The organism is Streptomyces sp. NPDC029152 (genome assembly GCF_055564355.1).
On the sequence record NZ_JBVHWR010000012.1, the window covers coordinates 190,595 to 205,080 of the forward strand.

14 protein-coding genes and 1 pseudogene are annotated in these 14,486 nt (G+C 74.8%); 7 read left to right on the forward strand and 8 right to left on the reverse strand.

Annotated elements, in window-relative coordinates; all coding sequences use genetic code 11:
• Positions 1 to 77: 77 nt before the first annotated feature.
• The 3 genes from ACZ4V6_RS25135 (at position 78) to ACZ4V6_RS25145 (ending at position 2,801) form a co-directional block, all read left to right on the forward strand.
• On the forward strand, positions 78 to 326 hold the full coding sequence (locus tag ACZ4V6_RS25135; protein WP_467831357.1) for a hypothetical protein: 249 nt from the start codon (positions 78 to 80) through the stop codon (positions 324 to 326).
• A gap of 3 nt (positions 327 to 329) precedes the next feature.
• Entirely contained in the window at positions 330 to 707 is a 378-nt protein-coding gene (locus ACZ4V6_RS25140; RefSeq protein ID WP_467831359.1) for a toxin Doc, read from the forward strand.
• A 483-nt stretch (positions 708 to 1,190) separates the two neighbouring features.
• Entirely contained in the window at positions 1,191 to 2,801 is a 1,611-nt protein-coding gene (locus ACZ4V6_RS25145; protein ID WP_467831362.1) for an RICIN domain-containing protein, read from the forward strand.
• Positions 2,802 to 2,867: 66 nt separating this feature from the next.
• Here ACZ4V6_RS25145 and ACZ4V6_RS25150 read toward each other — a convergent pair whose 3' ends face one another.
• Positions 2,868 to 3,647: an NAD(P)H-dependent oxidoreductase gene (locus tag ACZ4V6_RS25150; RefSeq protein WP_467831364.1), complete on the reverse strand. Its 780-nt coding sequence runs from the start codon at positions 3,645 to 3,647 to the stop codon at positions 2,868 to 2,870.
• 138 nt (positions 3,648 to 3,785) lie between these two features.
• Between ACZ4V6_RS25150 and ACZ4V6_RS25155 the strand changes: the two genes are divergently transcribed.
• From ACZ4V6_RS25155 to ACZ4V6_RS25165, 3 genes and pseudogenes are all read left to right on the forward strand, one after another.
• On the forward strand, positions 3,786 to 4,634 hold the full coding sequence (locus ACZ4V6_RS25155; RefSeq protein WP_467831366.1) for a helix-turn-helix transcriptional regulator: 849 nt from the start codon (positions 3,786 to 3,788) through the stop codon (positions 4,632 to 4,634).
• A 365-nt stretch (positions 4,635 to 4,999) separates the two neighbouring features.
• Positions 5,000 to 5,605, forward strand: a complete 606-nt coding sequence (locus tag ACZ4V6_RS25160; RefSeq protein WP_467831369.1) for a methyltransferase domain-containing protein — start codon at positions 5,000 to 5,002, stop codon at positions 5,603 to 5,605.
• Between the two features lie 68 nt (positions 5,606 to 5,673).
• Positions 5,674 to 6,215 (forward strand): annotated as a pseudogene (locus ACZ4V6_RS25165) (P-loop NTPase family protein).
• Positions 6,216 to 6,222: 7 nt separating this feature from the next.
• Here the strand turns inward: ACZ4V6_RS25165 and ACZ4V6_RS25170 are convergent.
• Positions 6,223 to 7,392 carry a lactate 2-monooxygenase gene (locus ACZ4V6_RS25170; RefSeq protein ID WP_467831372.1) on the reverse strand — a complete coding sequence of 390 codons (1,170 nt, stop codon included), beginning with the start codon at positions 7,390 to 7,392 and terminating at the stop codon, positions 6,223 to 6,225.
• Positions 7,393 to 7,740: 348 nt separating this feature from the next.
• Here ACZ4V6_RS25170 and ACZ4V6_RS25175 point away from each other — a divergent pair, with 348 nt between their 5' ends.
• Positions 7,741 to 8,175 carry a protease inhibitor gene (locus tag ACZ4V6_RS25175; protein WP_467831375.1) on the forward strand — a complete coding sequence of 145 codons (435 nt, stop codon included), beginning with the start codon at positions 7,741 to 7,743 and terminating at the stop codon, positions 8,173 to 8,175.
• A gap of 156 nt (positions 8,176 to 8,331) precedes the next feature.
• Here the strand turns inward: ACZ4V6_RS25175 and ACZ4V6_RS25180 are convergent, their stop codons facing one another.
• The 6 genes from ACZ4V6_RS25180 to ACZ4V6_RS25205 all read right to left on the reverse strand — a co-directional run bounded on the left by ACZ4V6_RS25180 (position 8,332) and on the right by ACZ4V6_RS25205 (position 14,486).
• On the reverse strand, positions 8,332 to 8,562 hold the full coding sequence (locus tag ACZ4V6_RS25180) for a CDGSH iron-sulfur domain-containing protein (RefSeq protein WP_467831377.1): 231 nt from the start codon (positions 8,560 to 8,562) through the stop codon (positions 8,332 to 8,334).
• Complete coding sequence (locus ACZ4V6_RS25185; RefSeq protein WP_467831380.1) at positions 8,543 to 9,187, reverse strand: HemK2/MTQ2 family protein methyltransferase; 645 nt, start codon at positions 9,185 to 9,187, stop codon at positions 8,543 to 8,545. The genes ACZ4V6_RS25180 and ACZ4V6_RS25185 overlap by 20 nt, the downstream gene beginning before the upstream one ends.
• A 30-nt stretch (positions 9,188 to 9,217) precedes the next feature.
• A complete protein-coding gene (locus ACZ4V6_RS25190; RefSeq protein ID WP_467831383.1) occupies positions 9,218 to 10,249 on the reverse strand; it encodes an iron-containing redox enzyme family protein in 1,032 nt (343 codons plus the stop codon).
• 63 nt (positions 10,250 to 10,312) lie between these two features.
• Positions 10,313 to 10,495: a hypothetical protein gene (locus ACZ4V6_RS25195; RefSeq protein WP_467831385.1), complete on the reverse strand. Its 183-nt coding sequence runs from the start codon at positions 10,493 to 10,495 to the stop codon at positions 10,313 to 10,315.
• Between the two features lie 89 nt (positions 10,496 to 10,584).
• Positions 10,585 to 11,595: a Ppx/GppA family phosphatase gene (locus tag ACZ4V6_RS25200; protein WP_467831388.1), complete on the reverse strand. Its 1,011-nt coding sequence runs from the start codon at positions 11,593 to 11,595 to the stop codon at positions 10,585 to 10,587.
• Between the two features lie 68 nt (positions 11,596 to 11,663).
• On the reverse strand, positions 11,664 to 14,486 hold the full coding sequence (locus ACZ4V6_RS25205; RefSeq protein WP_467831390.1) for an NHLP bacteriocin export ABC transporter permease/ATPase subunit: 2,823 nt from the start codon (positions 14,484 to 14,486) through the stop codon (positions 11,664 to 11,666).

A 14,486-nucleotide genomic window follows, 5' to 3' on the forward strand; every position in this document is an offset into this window, starting at 1 on the left:
TTCCCGCGGTACCGTCGCGCTCCTGCTCTGACCTGGGGGTATTTACGGTTCAGTACCCGCGCGGTACCGTGGGAGGCATGCCAGCTCTGAACGTGGAGTTCAGTGACCGCGAGCTCGAGGACCTGCGGCAGATCGCCAAGGAACGCGGTACGTCGATGAAGGCGCTCGTGCGGGAGGCCGCCGCCGCCGACATAGCCCGGCACCGGGCGCTGCAGGAGGGCGCGGAGGCGTTCCGCCGGTTCTTCACCGCCCACGCCGACGAGTTCGCGGCCGCCTTTCCCGACGACGAACCACCGTCCGCCCGGGGCGAGGGGCGGGTCGCCTGACCCATGGCACCCGCCCTGCACATCGACGTGCCCTGGCTGCTCCAGCGTCACGAGGAGGTGCTGCCGGAGCAGCCCACGATCAACGACTTCTCCGCACTGGTCGCCGCCGCCGCGCGGCACCGCGTCGATCCGCCCCGCCTCGGGGTGGACTCCGACCCCGCCTGGCGGGCCGCCGCCCTGCTGCACACCCTCGCCGTGCTCAGGCCCCTGCCGTCGGCCAACGCCCGCTTCGCCTGCGCGACGGCCGTGGCGTACATGTTCGCCAGCGGCGTCGGCATCGACCCGCCCTACGGCGCGCTGGTCGACCTCGCGCGCGACCTGCTCACCGGTGACGCCGACGTCTACGGGGCGGCCGACCGCCTGCGGTCCTGGCAGATCTGAGCCCGCCCGGCGCGGCCCTTCCCGGGGCCGCCGGCCGAGGGCGGGGGGAACGGGACCGGCGGCCCTCGCGCGCGGGAGGGCCGCCGGTCCGCGCGGGGCCTTCCGGGAAGGACCGTCGCCAGTCCACCACGCCGCCGCGCACGCCGGGAGCGTGCGCGGCGCACCGGCGTGTGCGGGCCTTTCGCACGGGGCGTGCCGGGAAGGCCGAAAACCCGTGTAAACGGCATCGGTTTCCGTGGATTCCGGCTTTCTTCCCCGGAGGCCCGACGTTTCCCGAACGCCTTGTTGACCATGAGTGGTTCGTGCGAGAGTGAAGCACTCGTGCGGGGGGTGAAGGCCGGGTCTCGCGCGCACCGTGGGGAGCCGGGTCCGGTGTCGCCGTGGCGCATTCACGCCCCCGTGCCGCGCCCAAAAGGTATACATCAATTCCCTTTCGGCGACCGGAGCTTCTGCGTCACCTGTGCGTGGGAAGGAAACAGCTCAGTGCCCATCCCCCACCCCCCTCGTCCCGTCCACCCGCCCTCCGGCCGGGACCCCGGGGAGCCCGACGAGTGGCTGGCCGCCCGCCTCCGGGACGGTCCGGAGAGCGAGGCCGCCAGGGCCGCCGCGCTGCTGACCGCCCGGCACTGGCAACCGGCCCACGACTACGCGGCCATCTGCCTCGCCGCGTCGGGGCAGACCGCCGCCATGGTCACCGCCGCCGCCCAGCACCGGGTGCTGGACCGTCTCGCCCAGGGCGAACCGGCCACGGCCCTGCGTCCGCGGCTGCTGGTGGCCGTGCGCGACACCGTCCGCCAGTGGTCGGCCGACGACGCGGTCAACGGCCTCCTGCCGCAGTTGCTCAAACCCGCCGGGGGGCGCGGTATGCGGGCGGCGAAGTCCCTGATCCCGGAGAACCGCACCCTGGCCGCACGCGCATTCGCGTCCCTTCCCGGGCCGGCCCGTTGTCTGCTGTGGCACACGGAGGTCGAGGGCGAGCCCATTGCCGTTCCGGCCGGTCTCCTCGGCATGGACACCGACACCGCGTCGGCCACGTTCGAACAGGCGCGTGAGAAATTCCGTGAGGGTTGTCTGCACGCGCACCGGCAACTCGCGCCGGCCCGGGACTGCCGTTTCCACAACCGCCTCCTCGACGTCCCGATACGCCGTGGCGGGGATCTGCTGCCGGACGTGCGGAAGCATCTGGCGGAGTGCCGGCACTGCCGCCACGCGGCCGAACAACTCGCCCATTTCGAAAGCGAGCTGGGGCCGCTGATCGCGGAGGCGGTGCTCGGCTGGGGCGCCCGGCGCTATCTCGATTCCCGCCCGGGCCGCGCGGGCCGGGGCACGCAGGCCAGGGGCGCCGCCCGGCACCGCGGCGGCCGCCCGGGCCTGCCGGCCCGGCTCCCCGCGCTCGTCCGCCGGCTCCCGGGCCGGCCGCGCTCGGTCCGGTCGATGCTCAAAGGAGCCGGCGCCGCCTCGGTGGGGGCGCTGGCGATCGCCCTCGTGGTGAACGCGTGGTCGTACGACGGCGGCGGCGCCGATCCGGCCGCGTCCACCAGCGCCGTCGACGGCCGGGGCACGGCGTCCGCGACCTCCCGCCCGAAGCCGCCCGGCGCCGCCGGACTGCCCACGGCCGCGGAACCCACCCGGCTGCGCAACGTCGCCGCCGGGCTCTGCCTCGACGTCCGGGGCGAGCCGAAGGCCGGGGCGGGCACCCGGCTGGCGGCGTGCTCCGAGGCGTGGACGCAGCAGTGGACCCTGGAGGACGACGGCCTGCTGCGCAGCGTCGCCGACCCCGGGCTGTGCCTGGACTCGCAGGCGGACGCCGGCGTCGTCGTTCTCGGTACCTGCGCCGACGAGGGGACCGGGCGGGGCGACGACGTGCGCTACGACCGCACCGCGCAGGGCGCGCTGCTGCCGCGCCGGCAGAACCGGCTCGCCCTCGCCGCCACCACCGGCGCGCCGGACGCCGACGTCGTCGTCGAGGTGCACGACGGCTCCGCCGGACAGCGCTGGCGGATCGAGAAGGCGCCGGCCGCGGACGGGGCCCTGTCGATCGCCGGCTCCGGCACGGCCCCGGCCGCACGACCCGTGGATCTGCCGGGCACGTAGGAGCTGTCCTCGCCGTCGCCCCCGCGCCGGCGCGGGGGCGACGGCCGCCCGTCCGGAACTCGTCGCTCAGCCGCGCACGTGCAGCCCGAAACCCGAACGGCCCGCGGGCTCCAGCCCCTCCTTCAGGTGCAGCGAGGGGATCGCGTAGTCGCCGGCGTTCTGCCGCCGGAACGCGATCGGCTCGGTCGACTCCAGGGTGAGCAGGCGCCGTTCCCAGGCCTTGGCGGCGTCCGGGTAGTCCTCGACGGTCATGCGGTCGGTGCCGTACAGCACGAACGGCGGCAGCACCTCGAGGCCCGGGTAGTAGAGGATGCCGTGCTGGATCGGGAACAGCAGATCGTCGATGGGACCGTTGATCCCGCGAGCGGAGTAGTGCGACTCCAGGCCGCCGACGGTCACCGACAGCAGGGCCCTCCTGCCCGCGAGGGTGCCTTCGCCGAACCGCTCGCCGTACCTGGTGTCGCTGTGCTCACCGACGCCGTACGCGAAGTGGAAGGTGAACACCCGGTCCACCCAGCCCTTGAGGACGGCGGGCATCGTGTACCACCACAGCGGGAACTGGAAGATGACCGTGTCGGCCCACAGCAGCTTCTCCTGCTCGGCGCGGACGTCCGGGGTGAGCGCCCCGGCGTCGAAGGCCCGGCCCGAGTCCCGGGCGACCCTCAGCGGACTCGAGGCGTGGGGGCCGTAGTCCGCGGCGTCCACGGCCGCCTTCCAGTTCATCGCGTACAGATCGCTCACCCGTACCTCGTGTCCGGCGCTCTCCAACGTGGACACCGCGAGGTCCTTCAGCGAGCCGTTGAGCGACTTCGGCTCCGGGTGGGCGTGGACGATCAGCGTCTTCACGGGGACTCCTTCGGGTCGGGTGCCTCCGATCCTGGACGTCGCGGCGCCCGGCGTTCAGGGACGGCCCTTCCGTCGGACGGGGCTTCCTGGTACTGGCAGGACCACCTTCGCGGGCGGCGCCGGGGCCATACTGGGCGCATGGATGATCTCGCGGGCTTCCTGCGGACCCGGCGCGCCCGGGTCGACCCGGCTACCGCCGGCATCCCCGTCGACCGCCGCCGCCGGGTCGAGGGGCTGCGCCGCGAAGAGGTCGCTCACCTGTCGGGAGTCAGCGTCGACTACTACGTGCGCCTGGAGCAGGGCCGTGCGACCCAGCCCTCCGAGCAGGTCCTGGACGCGCTCGCCCGCGTCCTCGGCCTCGACGGGACCGAACGCGGGCACCTCCACCGGCTCGCCCGGCAGCGCCGCCGCCCCGCGAAGGCGCCGGGCGGGCGGGTCCGGCCGGAGCTGCTGCGCGTCCTCGACCTGGTCGCCGGCGCACCGGCGCTGATCATGAACCACCGTCTGGACGTGCTCGCCGGCAACCGCCTCGCCGGGCTCCTCCACGGCCGGCCGGTGACGGGCCTGAACACCGCCCGGCACCTCTTCCTCGAGGAGGCCGAGCGCGGCCTCTACGCGGACTGGGAGACCTGCACCCTCGACGCGGTCGGGCACCTGCGGCTGGCCGCCGGGAAGTACCCCGAGGACCCCCGTCTGGCCTCGCTCGTCGGCGAGCTGGCGATGGGCAGCGAGCGCTTCCGCCGCCTGTGGGCCCGCGCGGACGTGCGCGCCCGCACGCACGGTCGCAAGGCCTACCGGCACCCGCTGGTCGGACTGCTGGAACTGCACCAGGAGAACTTCTCGCTGCCCGACGCGCCGGGCGTGGAGCTGCTGGTGCTGTCCGCGGCCCCCGGCAGCGCCGCGGAGGACGGGTTGCGCCTGCTCGCGGGCCTGGACGCGGCCGACGGCGACGCGCTTCCCCCGGCGAACGCCCGGGCCCGCGGGTGACCCGGCGACGCGGCGGACGTGTCCGTGCCGTGGACGGGCGTCATGGCCGCGGTCGCGACGGTGCCGCGGGCACCGGCACCCGGAGAAGGAACACCGCTCGGAGAGACACGTGAAACCGGCAGGCAGGAGGGCACCGAGGACATCCTCGGCCGCGGGCCGGTCGGACACGGCAGGCTCCCGCCGACGGCGATCCACCAGCCCCGGGACGGCACGCTCCGACACGGCGATCGCCTCGTCCGGATCATCGATCCCGCGCACCGGTTTCCGGGTGCCTATGAGCTCTTCCACGGCACGCACCCTGCCATCCCGCTCCGACGAACACGCGAGCGAGGAGGATCGCCCGGACAGAACCTAGGCTTGCCGCCATGAACCGATGGGAGCAGTTGACCGGTGGCCGGTCCGGTGAGCGGTACGCCGCTCGTTTCGCGGAACTCGCCGACCGGGGACAGGACGTGCACGGCGAGGCGCGGTTCTGCGCCACGCTGGTGCCGCCCGGAGCGCGGGTGCTGGACGCCGGCTGCGGCACCGGGCGGGTGCTGATCCAGCTCGCCCGCCTGGGGTACGACGGCGTGGGCGTGGACCAGGACGCCTCCATGCTGGCCGTGGCACGCCGGAACGCGCCGGGACTGACCTGGCTGCGGGCCGACCTCTCGGAGTTCGACCCCGCCACCGCGGGCGTCGCCCCCGGCTTCGACCTCGTCGTCGCCGCGGGCAACGTCTTTCCCCTCCTCGCCCCGGGCACCGAGGCCGCCGTCGCCGCCGCGCTCGCCCGGGCCCTGCACCCGGGCGGCCTGCTCGTCGCCGGCTTCGGCCTGGACCGGGACCACCTTCCCGTGCCACCGAGCCTGACCCTCGCGGAGTACGACGCCCACTGCGCCGCGGCCGGCCTCACCCTCGCCGACCGCTTCGCCACCTGGGACGCCGACCCGTACGACGGCGGCGGCTACGCGGTCAGCGTCCACCGCCGCTGAGGACGGCCCCGCCCGGCGGCCGGCGCTCCCCGCGGGGGGCACGGGCCGCCGGTACCGCGACCGTCGCGATGGTGGGCACCGGAGGAACCCGGCCGGTCGTCCTGCGGGACGACAGCGCCTCGGGCGAGTCGTCCGTCGCGGCCGGCCTCCGTGAGCGGTTCGGCCGCTGCCTGGCTCCGGTCCTCCGGCCGGCCGGGACGACCTCCGCCGCGTCGTGCTCCGCGAGCGCGGCCGGCCCGGCGCCGCGAACACCGGCCTGATCGACCTGACGGCCCGCTACGCCCTGGACGCCGGGTGTCACGTCGTGGTCGAAGGCGTCCTGTACGCCGACCGCTACGGCGACATGCCCGCCCGGCCGCGCGCCGACCACCGGGGCCCGACCCGCGGTCACCACCTGGACGTGCCGTTCGGCGAAACCCTCGCCCGGCACGCCGGCAAGCCGATCGCCGACGGGGTCGGCGAGTCGCGGCTGCGCGACTGGTGCCGGCCGCGCGACCTGCTGCCCGGCGGCGTCGGGACCGTCATCGCCGCCGACAGCGCCCTGTACGGGACCGTCGACCGCATCCCGCGCGACACCGGCCTGGCCGGCCTGCCCGCCGTGGACCACTGACCGGAGCTCAGGCCCGCTCCTCCACGAGGTCGGCCGGGCCGGGCGTGGTGGGGGAGGCGTGTCCGGACAGGGCGAGCGTCAGATCGAGTTCGGCGAGCAGACAGCGGATCACGTGCTCGACGCCCGCCTGCCCGTCCAGGCCGAGGCCGTAGACGTACGGGCGGCCCAGCAGCACCGCCCGCGCGCCGAGCGCGAGCGCCTTGAAGACGTCGTCGCCGGTGCGGACGCCGCTGTCGAACAGCACGGTGAGCCGGTCACCGACCGCCTCCACCACGCCCGGCAGCGCGTCGGCAGCCGCGACCGAACCGGCCACCTGACGCCCGCCGTGGTTGGACACCACCACACCGTCCATCCCTGCGTCGGCGGCGAGCCGGGCGTCGTCCGGGTGCAGGACGCCCTTGAGGACGATCGGGCCGTCCCAGTTCTCCCGCAGGAACGCCAGGTCCGGCCAGGTCTTGCCCGGGTCGGAGAACATGGCGACGAAGTGCATCACCGCCGCGTTCGGATCCTCGTGCACCGGCTTGGCCAGACCCGCCCGGAACGCCGGGTCCGAGAAGTAGTTGGCGGTGCCCACCCTGTGCAGGAACGGCAGGTACGCCTGGTCGAGATCGCGCGGGCGCCACGACAGCAGCGGGGTGTCCAGGGTGACGAAGAGGGCCGTGAACCCGGCCGCCCCCGCCCGCTCCAGGAAGCTGCGGGCCACCTCGCGGTCCTTCGGCCAGTACAGCTGGAACCAGCGCTCGGCGTCCCCCATCGCCTCCGCGACCTGCTCCATCGGCGTGCTGGACGCCGAGGACAGGACGAACGGCACGCCCTGCGCGGCGGCGGCCCGGGCGGCGGCCCGCTCCGCGTCCGGATGCATGATCGACAGCACGCCCACGGGCGCCAGCGCCAGCGGAGCCGGCAGGGCGCGCCCCAGCACCTCGACCGAGAGGTCCCGCTCGTGCACGTCCCGCAGCATCCGCGGCACGATCCGGCGCCGCTCCAGGGCCCGCCGGTTGGCGCGGGCCGTGGAGCCGTCGCCCGCGGCGCCCGCGACGTAGCCCACGGGACCGGGGCCGAGCCGCCGCTCGGTCAGCTCCTCCAGCCGGGTCAGGTCGGTGGGCAGCCGCGGCACCGCGCCCGTCATCCCGTTCAGGTAGATCTCGTACTGGAAGTCCGCCCAGTGCTTCGCCATCCGTACGTCCCGCCCCTCGTCGTCGAGCTCGCGCAGCCAGCACCATACTCGCGAGTAGGCCGAGGGGGGTCCGGTGGGTGCCGGACCGTTTCGGGGATGTTTCCGGCCTATTGGCGAACGGGGGGATCACGCCATCCGGCCGGAACACATGATCAAGAACCGCCCCGTTCCGGACTTGGAACGTTCTAATTCCGTGACTTCCCGCCACTGATTCAACACGCAAGGTTACCGAAACCCATGGGGTCGATGTGTTTTTCGGCAGCGGACTCGGCAGACTCGCGCTCGCCGCTCCGGCTCCGACCGGGCTGGGCCGGCACCACTCCCGAACCGAGCGGAAGGATGCACACCATGCGGAACACCGCGCGCTGGGCAGCGACTCTGGGCCTGACGGCCACCGCCGTCTGCGGGCCCCTCGCCGGGGCCTCCCTCGCCTCCCCGGCCACCGCCCCCGCGTCGCTCTACGCCCCCTCGGCCCTGGTGCTGACGGTGGGGCACGGAGAGAGCGCTGCCACCGCCGCACCGCTGCGCGCCGTCACCCTGACCTGTGCGCCGAGGGCCTCCGGCACCCACCCGGCCGCCGGTCCGGCCTGTGCGGAACTGCGCGACGCGGGCGGCGACCTCGACGCCCTGACGGGCGACACCGGTGTGCTGTGCACCCGGGAGTACGCCCCGGTCGTCGTCACCGTCGACGGGGTCTGGCAGGGCCGGCGCGTCTCCTACGAGCGCGCCTTCGCCAACGAGTGCGTGAAGAACGCGGGCAGTACGAGCGTCTTCGCGTTCTGAGAGACCGGGACCGCGCGGTCCGCGCGACGTGACCGGCTGCTCGTCGCTGGGGAGTGCGAGCGCCGCCGCGTGGACGGGTCGCGGTCCCGCACCGGGGACGGCGGGCGGAGTGGGGCCGTCCGCCGTTCCCCGGTACCACCGCCGGGCGGCCGGGCTTCAGCCCTCGTCCGCCGGCCCGTCACCCCGCCCCGACGACCGGGCGCGGTGGCTGGTGTCGCACCAGGGGTAGCGCCGGCTGCGGCGACAGGTGCACAGGGCGACCCGGAAGCGGTCGGAGGACACCGTCGTGCCGTCCTCCAGCTCGACCTCCACCGGCCCCTCCACCAGCATCGGCCCCCGGCGCTGGACGGTGATCCGGCGGGGCGTGTCAGACGGGGAGTTCGGCACGGACGACCACCAGCTCCTCCTCGTTGTCGGCCAGGGACAGCAGACCCCGCTGCCGCAGCCAGCGTTCCCGGCCGCGCACCACGGGTCCGAAGGCGATCCGCTGCCGCCGGGTCACCGCGGCCTTCAGGCCGGCCTCCCGCAGGTGCCCGACGGTCCGCCCGGGGTCGCTCAGCGCGGACTGCACGAGCAGCAGCACACCGCCGGGCCGCAGCAGGGCGGGCGCCTCCCGGCAGATCCGGTCCAGCACCAGCCGGCCGTCGTGACCGGCGTCCCAGGCCCGGGCCGCACCGCGCGGCCGGCGGCCGCCGCCCGGCGCCGGGACGTACGGCGGATTGGCCAGGACGAGGTCGAACGACTCGCCCCGTACCGGAGTGAAAAGGTTGCCGCGCAGAACGCGCACGCGCACGCCGGCCCGTGAAGCGTTCAGCCGGGCGGCCCACACGGCACGCCGTGACACGTCCACGGCGGTGACCCGGCCGCCCCGCCGGGCGGCTGCCAGCGCCAGGGCGCCCGTGCCCGTCCCCACGTCCAGAACGGCCGCACCGGGCGGCAGCGACTCGTCGGACAGGGCCCCGACCAGCAGGGCGGTGTCCTCCTGAGGGGCGTAGACGCCCGGTAGCACCATGAAATTCACGGAACCCGCGTACCCCGGCGGTCATGAAATATGGGAGGCTCCGGAAGGCTCGGGGGACACGTCCGCCAGGGGAGTGCGCAGGGACGAGCGGCCGGCGCGCCAGTCGGCGAGCAGCCGGTCGCCGAACCGGTCCTCCAGGTACCCGGTGGCGTCGATGCCGAAGACGACGTCCGCCGCGAGCTGGGGCTCCTCCTCCAGCAGGCCGTCGATCACCTCGTGCCGGACGATCTGCTCGTGCACCGCGTCGGCCTCGACGTGCTCGTCGTAGAAGTGCTCGGCGGCCGGACCGGCGCCGGTACGGCGCATCGCCTCGGCGAGCCGCCGGGAACCGGGCGACGAGGTGATCTCCACCGCCGCGAAGTGCCCCACCAGCGCGCCGCGCAGCGACCGGTGCAGGCCGAACAGGGACATCATGTTCACCGTGGCCAGGCACTCGGCCGAGGCCGCGTCGAGATGACGCCCGTACGCCGTGTCCAGGCCCAGGTCCGTCATCAGGTCGGCGAACAGCCGGGCGTGCACCCGGTCGGCGCGGCCGCCGCCGTACTCGTCGAACTCCACCGCCGCCATCGCCGCCTTCGCACGGCCCCACAGCCGCGGCAGCACCCACGCGTGCGGGTCGGCCTCCTTGAGGTGGTACAGGGAGCGCTGGGCCGCGTACTCCCGCAGGTGCCACAACTCGCCCTCGTCCCGCAGGAAGTGGCTCACGCCCTTGCCGTCGACCGGCTCGACCAGCAGCGCCCCGACCGCGTCCGCCACGCTGTCGTGGACCGGTGTGTCGGCGCGCAGCGCGGACAGGAAGCGGTCCTCCAGCGCCGCCCGGACGCGCAGCAGGCCGGGGTCCCACTCCAGGCCGGGGGACACGCCGGCGAAACCGCGGTAGTGCAGCTCGTAGCACTGGTACAGGGCCAGCTGAAGGTCGTCGCCGTACGGTGCCGCGGCGGCGACGTCCTCGGCGCGGGGCAGCGGGGCCGTGCCGAGCAGATACGAGCCGACGGCCGCGGAGAGCGGGCCCCGGGCCGTCGGCAGCTGTGGTTCTTCGCGGACGTTCTCCATGCGTCGCGGGTACCCGTCGGACGCCGTCGCATCCGTGTCGCGCCGGGCCTCCGCGTCGCCGGCCTACTCCTTGCCGGACTCCTCCTGCGCCTCGACGTTCGGGGAGGTGGCGTCGCCCGCCTCGCCCCGGTGCCGCCGCTCCTCGGCGGACTCCGGGTCGCGGGTCTCGGCCTCCTCGATCTCGCGCATGACCTCCTCGATGGCCGTCTCGGGCTGCTGGTGGTCGCGGTCGCCGTGATGGGACACGAAGGGACTCCTCTTCTCTTTCGGTTTCTCGTCCGGCTTCTCGTCCGGTCCGGTGTGGTCGCCGGCCCCGTCCGGGGCCCGTGGCGGTGTCAGTTCGCCGTGGTCGCGATGCGCAGCGGCACCGGGCCGGGGGCGGCGGGCTCGCCGCCGCGGCGGACGACCTCCGACCACCAGGACGGCCCGTCCTCGATGTGGCGCAGCAGGACGCCCTCGCGGATCGCCCAGGGGCACAGCGTCACCGCCTCCAGTCCGGTCAGTTTCATCGCCGTGTGCCCGACGACCGCGCCCGCCAGACTCTGCGCGGAGCGCGGCGCGGAGATGCCGGGCAGGCGGGCCCGCTCGGCGGCGGACAGGGCGGCCAGGCGGCCGGCCGCCCGCTTGAGGTCCGCGCGGCTCATCCGGCGTTCCTCGAAGGGCCCGTGGCGGCCGGGCAGGGCCCCGCACAGCCGCCCGAGCTGCTGGAACGTCCGCGAGGTCGCCACCGCCGTGCGCGGCCCCTCCCAGCGGATCCGCGCCGCGACGTCCCGCAGCTGGTGGCGGACCGTGCGGCGCAGCGCCCGCAGCTGCTCCGGACGCGGTGCGTCCTGGCCGCCCGCGAGGAACTCGTGGGTCAGCCGCCCGGCCCCCAGCGGCAGCGACGCCACGAAGTCGGGCAGCCGGCCGCGGCCGAAGGCGACCTCCAGCGAGCCGCCGCCGATGTCCAGCAGGGCGAGCGGTCCCGACCGCCAGCCCATCCAGCGCCGGGCCCCGAGGAACGTCAGCTCGGCCTCCACCTCGCCCGGCAGGGTGCACAGGTCGACCCCGGTGCGGGCCCGGACGGTGTGCAGCACCTCCTGGCGGTTGGGCGCGGCACGCACCACGGCGGTCGCGAAGGCCAGCGGGCCGGCCGCGCCCCACCGGGCCGCGGTCCGGTCCGCGTCGGCGACCGCCGCCACCAGCCGCTCCACCGCCTCCTCGGGCACCGGAGCACCCGGCGGGACCTGCTCGGACAGCCGCAGGCGCCACTTCGCCGTGTGGACCGGCAGCGGGACACCGCCCTCCGCGTCCGCCACCACGAGCCGGACGGTGTTCGACCCGACATCCACCACGCTGATTCGCATGAAGGCCCAGGTACCCACTTACGCGCCGGTCCAACTGCGCGCCGGCCGGGCACCGCCGGACCGGCGCCTCAGGCCAGCTGCCGCCGCACCAGCTCGTGCAGCCGGCCGCCCGTGTCCGCCAGCAACTCGGCCGGCGGGCCCTGCTGGGCGATCCTGCCGTCCTCCATCACGATCACCCGGTCGGCGTCCAGCACCGTGGTCAGCCGGTGGGCGATGACGACGCGGGTGGCGTTCAGCGCCTTGGTCGACTCGATCACCGTGCGCTGCGTCGCGTTGTCCAGGGCGCTGGTCGCCTCGTCGAGGAAGAGGACGCGCGGGCGGCGGATCAGCGCCTGCGCGATCATGAGCCGCTGCCGCTGGCCCCCGGAGACCGCCCCGCTGCCCGACACGATGGTGTGCAGGCCCATCGGCATCCGCTTGATGTCCTCGGCGAGCCCCGCCATCTCGGCCGCAGCCATCGCCTCCTCGGGCGTGTACGGCTCGGTGCCGCAGATGACGTCCAGGATCGAGCCGGTGAACGGCTGCGCGTGCTGGAGCACCACCCCGCACTGGCGGCGCACCGCCGACCGGTCGAGCGCGGCCAGGTCCTGGCCGTCGTACAGGACGCTGCCCGACAGCGGACGGTCGAAGCCGATCAGCAGCCTCAGCAGGGTCGACTTGCCGCAGCCGCTGGGCCCGACGATCGCCACGAACTCGCCCGGCCGCACCGCGAACGACACGTCGTCGAGGACCAGCGGCCCGTCGTCGGTGTACCGGAACGACAGCCGCCGCGCCTCGATCGCCCCGGACAGCGGTCCCGGCCGGGTGCTCGCGGTGCGCACCTCGGGCGCCGCCTCCAGCACCGGCTTGATCTCCTCGAACAGCGGCAGCGCCGCCACCGCCGACACGAAGGCACCGGTCAGCTGGGTGACCGAGGTCAGCAGCATCGTCACCGACGTGTTGAAGGTGAGGAACGCCGCCGCCGACATCGAGCCGCGGGCCGGGCCGGCCAGCAGCATGAACATCAGCAGCGTGCACAGCGGCAGGTACACCGCGCCGAGCACCGCGTTGAGGTTCTTGACCCGCCCGGCCCGCTGCTGGAGCTCACGACTGCGCGCGAACTGCGCCGCCCAGGCCGCGTAGGCGTAGTTCTCGGCCGCCGCGACCCGCAGCTTGGGCAGTCCGCGCAGGGTCTGGAAGGCCTGGTTGTTCAGCTTGTTGGTGAGCCGCACCAGCCGTCGCTGCCAGCGCACCTGCCACAGTCCGAGGCCCAGGAACACCGCGGCGACGACCACGAGCATGCCGATCGCCGCGAGCGCCATCGGCACGCTGTACCACAGCAGCAGCCCCAGGTTCATGGCGCCGACGGTCACCGACTGGGCCACCGTCGGCCCGACTCCGGCCAGCAGCCTGCGGATCGCGCTGACGCCCATGGCCGCGCTCGCCAGCTCACCCGTGGAGCGCTCGGTGAAGAACCGGGTCGGCAGCCGCAGCAACCGGTCCCACACGGCCGGCTGGAGGGCCGCCTCGATGCGGCCCTCCAGCCGCAGGATCGTGAGGTTCTGCAACAGCGTGAACGCCGCCGCGACGACACTGCTCAGCATCACCGCGAGACACACCTGCACGATCAGCCCGGTCTGCGCCTTCGGCACGAACTCGCCGAGCACCTTGCCGGTCGCGACCGGCACCAGCGCGCCGATCGCCACGGTCACCAGCCCGGCGAGCAGCAGGCCCGCCAGGTCACCGCGCGTGCCCCGCAGACAGAACCGCAGCAGCCGCAGGGGACCGAGCCGGCGCTCGGGCAGCGGCCGGTAGAACATCACCGCGCGCGGCTCGAACTCCTCGGCGTTCGCCTTCCCGACCGGAGTCTCCCGGCCGGTCGCCGGGTGGACGGCCACGTAGCCGCCCCGCCGCCACAGCAGCGCCACCGGCGCGCCCGACAGGGCCCGGTGCCCGACCAGCGGCCCGACGTCGTCCCGCCACCAGCGGCCGTCCAGCCGTACGGCCCGGGTGCGGACCCGGGAGGCCAGGGCGATCCGCTCCACCGGGTCGAGCCGGTCGCTCTCGGCGCCGTTCCGCGCGGGCTCGGCCAGCGTGATCCCGGCCGCGCGGGCGACCAGCTCGCAGGCCGCGTAGGTGGCGTCGGCGTCGGCGGCCGTGGCGCGCTTGCCCGGCCGCCCGCCGATGGAGGCCAGCAGCGTCCGGTCGGCCTGGGCGCGTACCGCCTCACCGGCCCTGATGCCGGCCGCGGTGCGCGTCTCGTGGGTGCGCTCCAGCTGCTCGATCCAGCGGTCCAGGGTGGTCAGCAGCCGGTACTGCTGGTCGACCATGCTCTGCCACAGCGCGGGGTCCATCAGCAGATCGGCGGCCGCCTCCTCGCCGTACACCGCGCCGTACTGGACGCTGCCGGGCGGCACCTGCATCCAGAACACGTCGTCGTCGGTGGGCGCCGCCGCCCGTTCGGAGGCCATCGGCGCCTGGAAGAGGACGGACAGACTGCGCCCGACGCCGAGGGCGAGGGCATACTCCAGCGGACTCGTCGTCGGCGGCACGTACCGGGGGTTGCCGTACTCGTCGTACGACCAGGTCTGCGTGGGCGCCGGCCGGTACAGCTCGCGCAGCCCGATGCGGTGCACCACGCAGTCCCGCAGGGGGCGGGCGACCAGCGTGTGCTGGGGGCCGGCCACCGGGCCGAGCAGCACCGAACCCGCCTCCAGGCGGCCCAGGTGGTGCCAGTGGCCCCGCTGCTCCGCGTCCACCGCGAACAGGTCCACCGCGCCGGACACGACCAGCCAGAGCACCTGCGGGCCCTCCAGGTCGAGGCGGTTGGAGCCGGCGCAGTCGACGCGCGTGCCCAGGGAGCCGAGCGGGCCGAGGACGAGATCGCCCTGCCCTTCGTGCACCGACGTCAT

What these genes read in the sequence shown, in the direction of transcription:
- ACZ4V6_RS25155 (WP_467831366.1), top strand. Translation starts at nt 3,786, where the DNA reads ATGGATGATCTCGCGGGCTTCCTGCGGACCCGGCGCGCCCGGGTCGAC.
- ACZ4V6_RS25170 (WP_467831372.1), bottom strand. Translation starts at nt 7,392, where the DNA reads ATGGCGAAGCACTGGGCGGACTTCCAGTACGAGATCTACCTGAACGGG.
- ACZ4V6_RS25190 (WP_467831383.1), bottom strand. Translation starts at nt 10,249, where the DNA reads ATGGAGAACGTCCGCGAAGAACCACAGCTGCCGACGGCCCGGGGCCCG.
- ACZ4V6_RS25205 (WP_467831390.1), bottom strand. Translation starts at nt 14,486, where the DNA reads ATGACGTCGGTGCACGAAGGGCAGGGCGATCTCGTCCTCGGCCCGCTC.
- ACZ4V6_RS25140 (WP_467831359.1), top strand. Translation starts at nt 330, where the DNA reads ATGGCACCCGCCCTGCACATCGACGTGCCCTGGCTGCTCCAGCGTCAC.
- ACZ4V6_RS25160 (WP_467831369.1), top strand. Translation starts at nt 5,000, where the DNA reads ATGAACCGATGGGAGCAGTTGACCGGTGGCCGGTCCGGTGAGCGGTAC.
- ACZ4V6_RS25175 (WP_467831375.1), top strand. Translation starts at nt 7,741, where the DNA reads ATGCGGAACACCGCGCGCTGGGCAGCGACTCTGGGCCTGACGGCCACC.
- ACZ4V6_RS25185 (WP_467831380.1), bottom strand. Translation starts at nt 9,187, where the DNA reads ATGGTGCTACCGGGCGTCTACGCCCCTCAGGAGGACACCGCCCTGCTG.
- ACZ4V6_RS25135 (WP_467831357.1), top strand. Translation starts at nt 78, where the DNA reads ATGCCAGCTCTGAACGTGGAGTTCAGTGACCGCGAGCTCGAGGACCTG.
- ACZ4V6_RS25200 (WP_467831388.1), bottom strand. Translation starts at nt 11,595, where the DNA reads ATGCGAATCAGCGTGGTGGATGTCGGGTCGAACACCGTCCGGCTCGTG.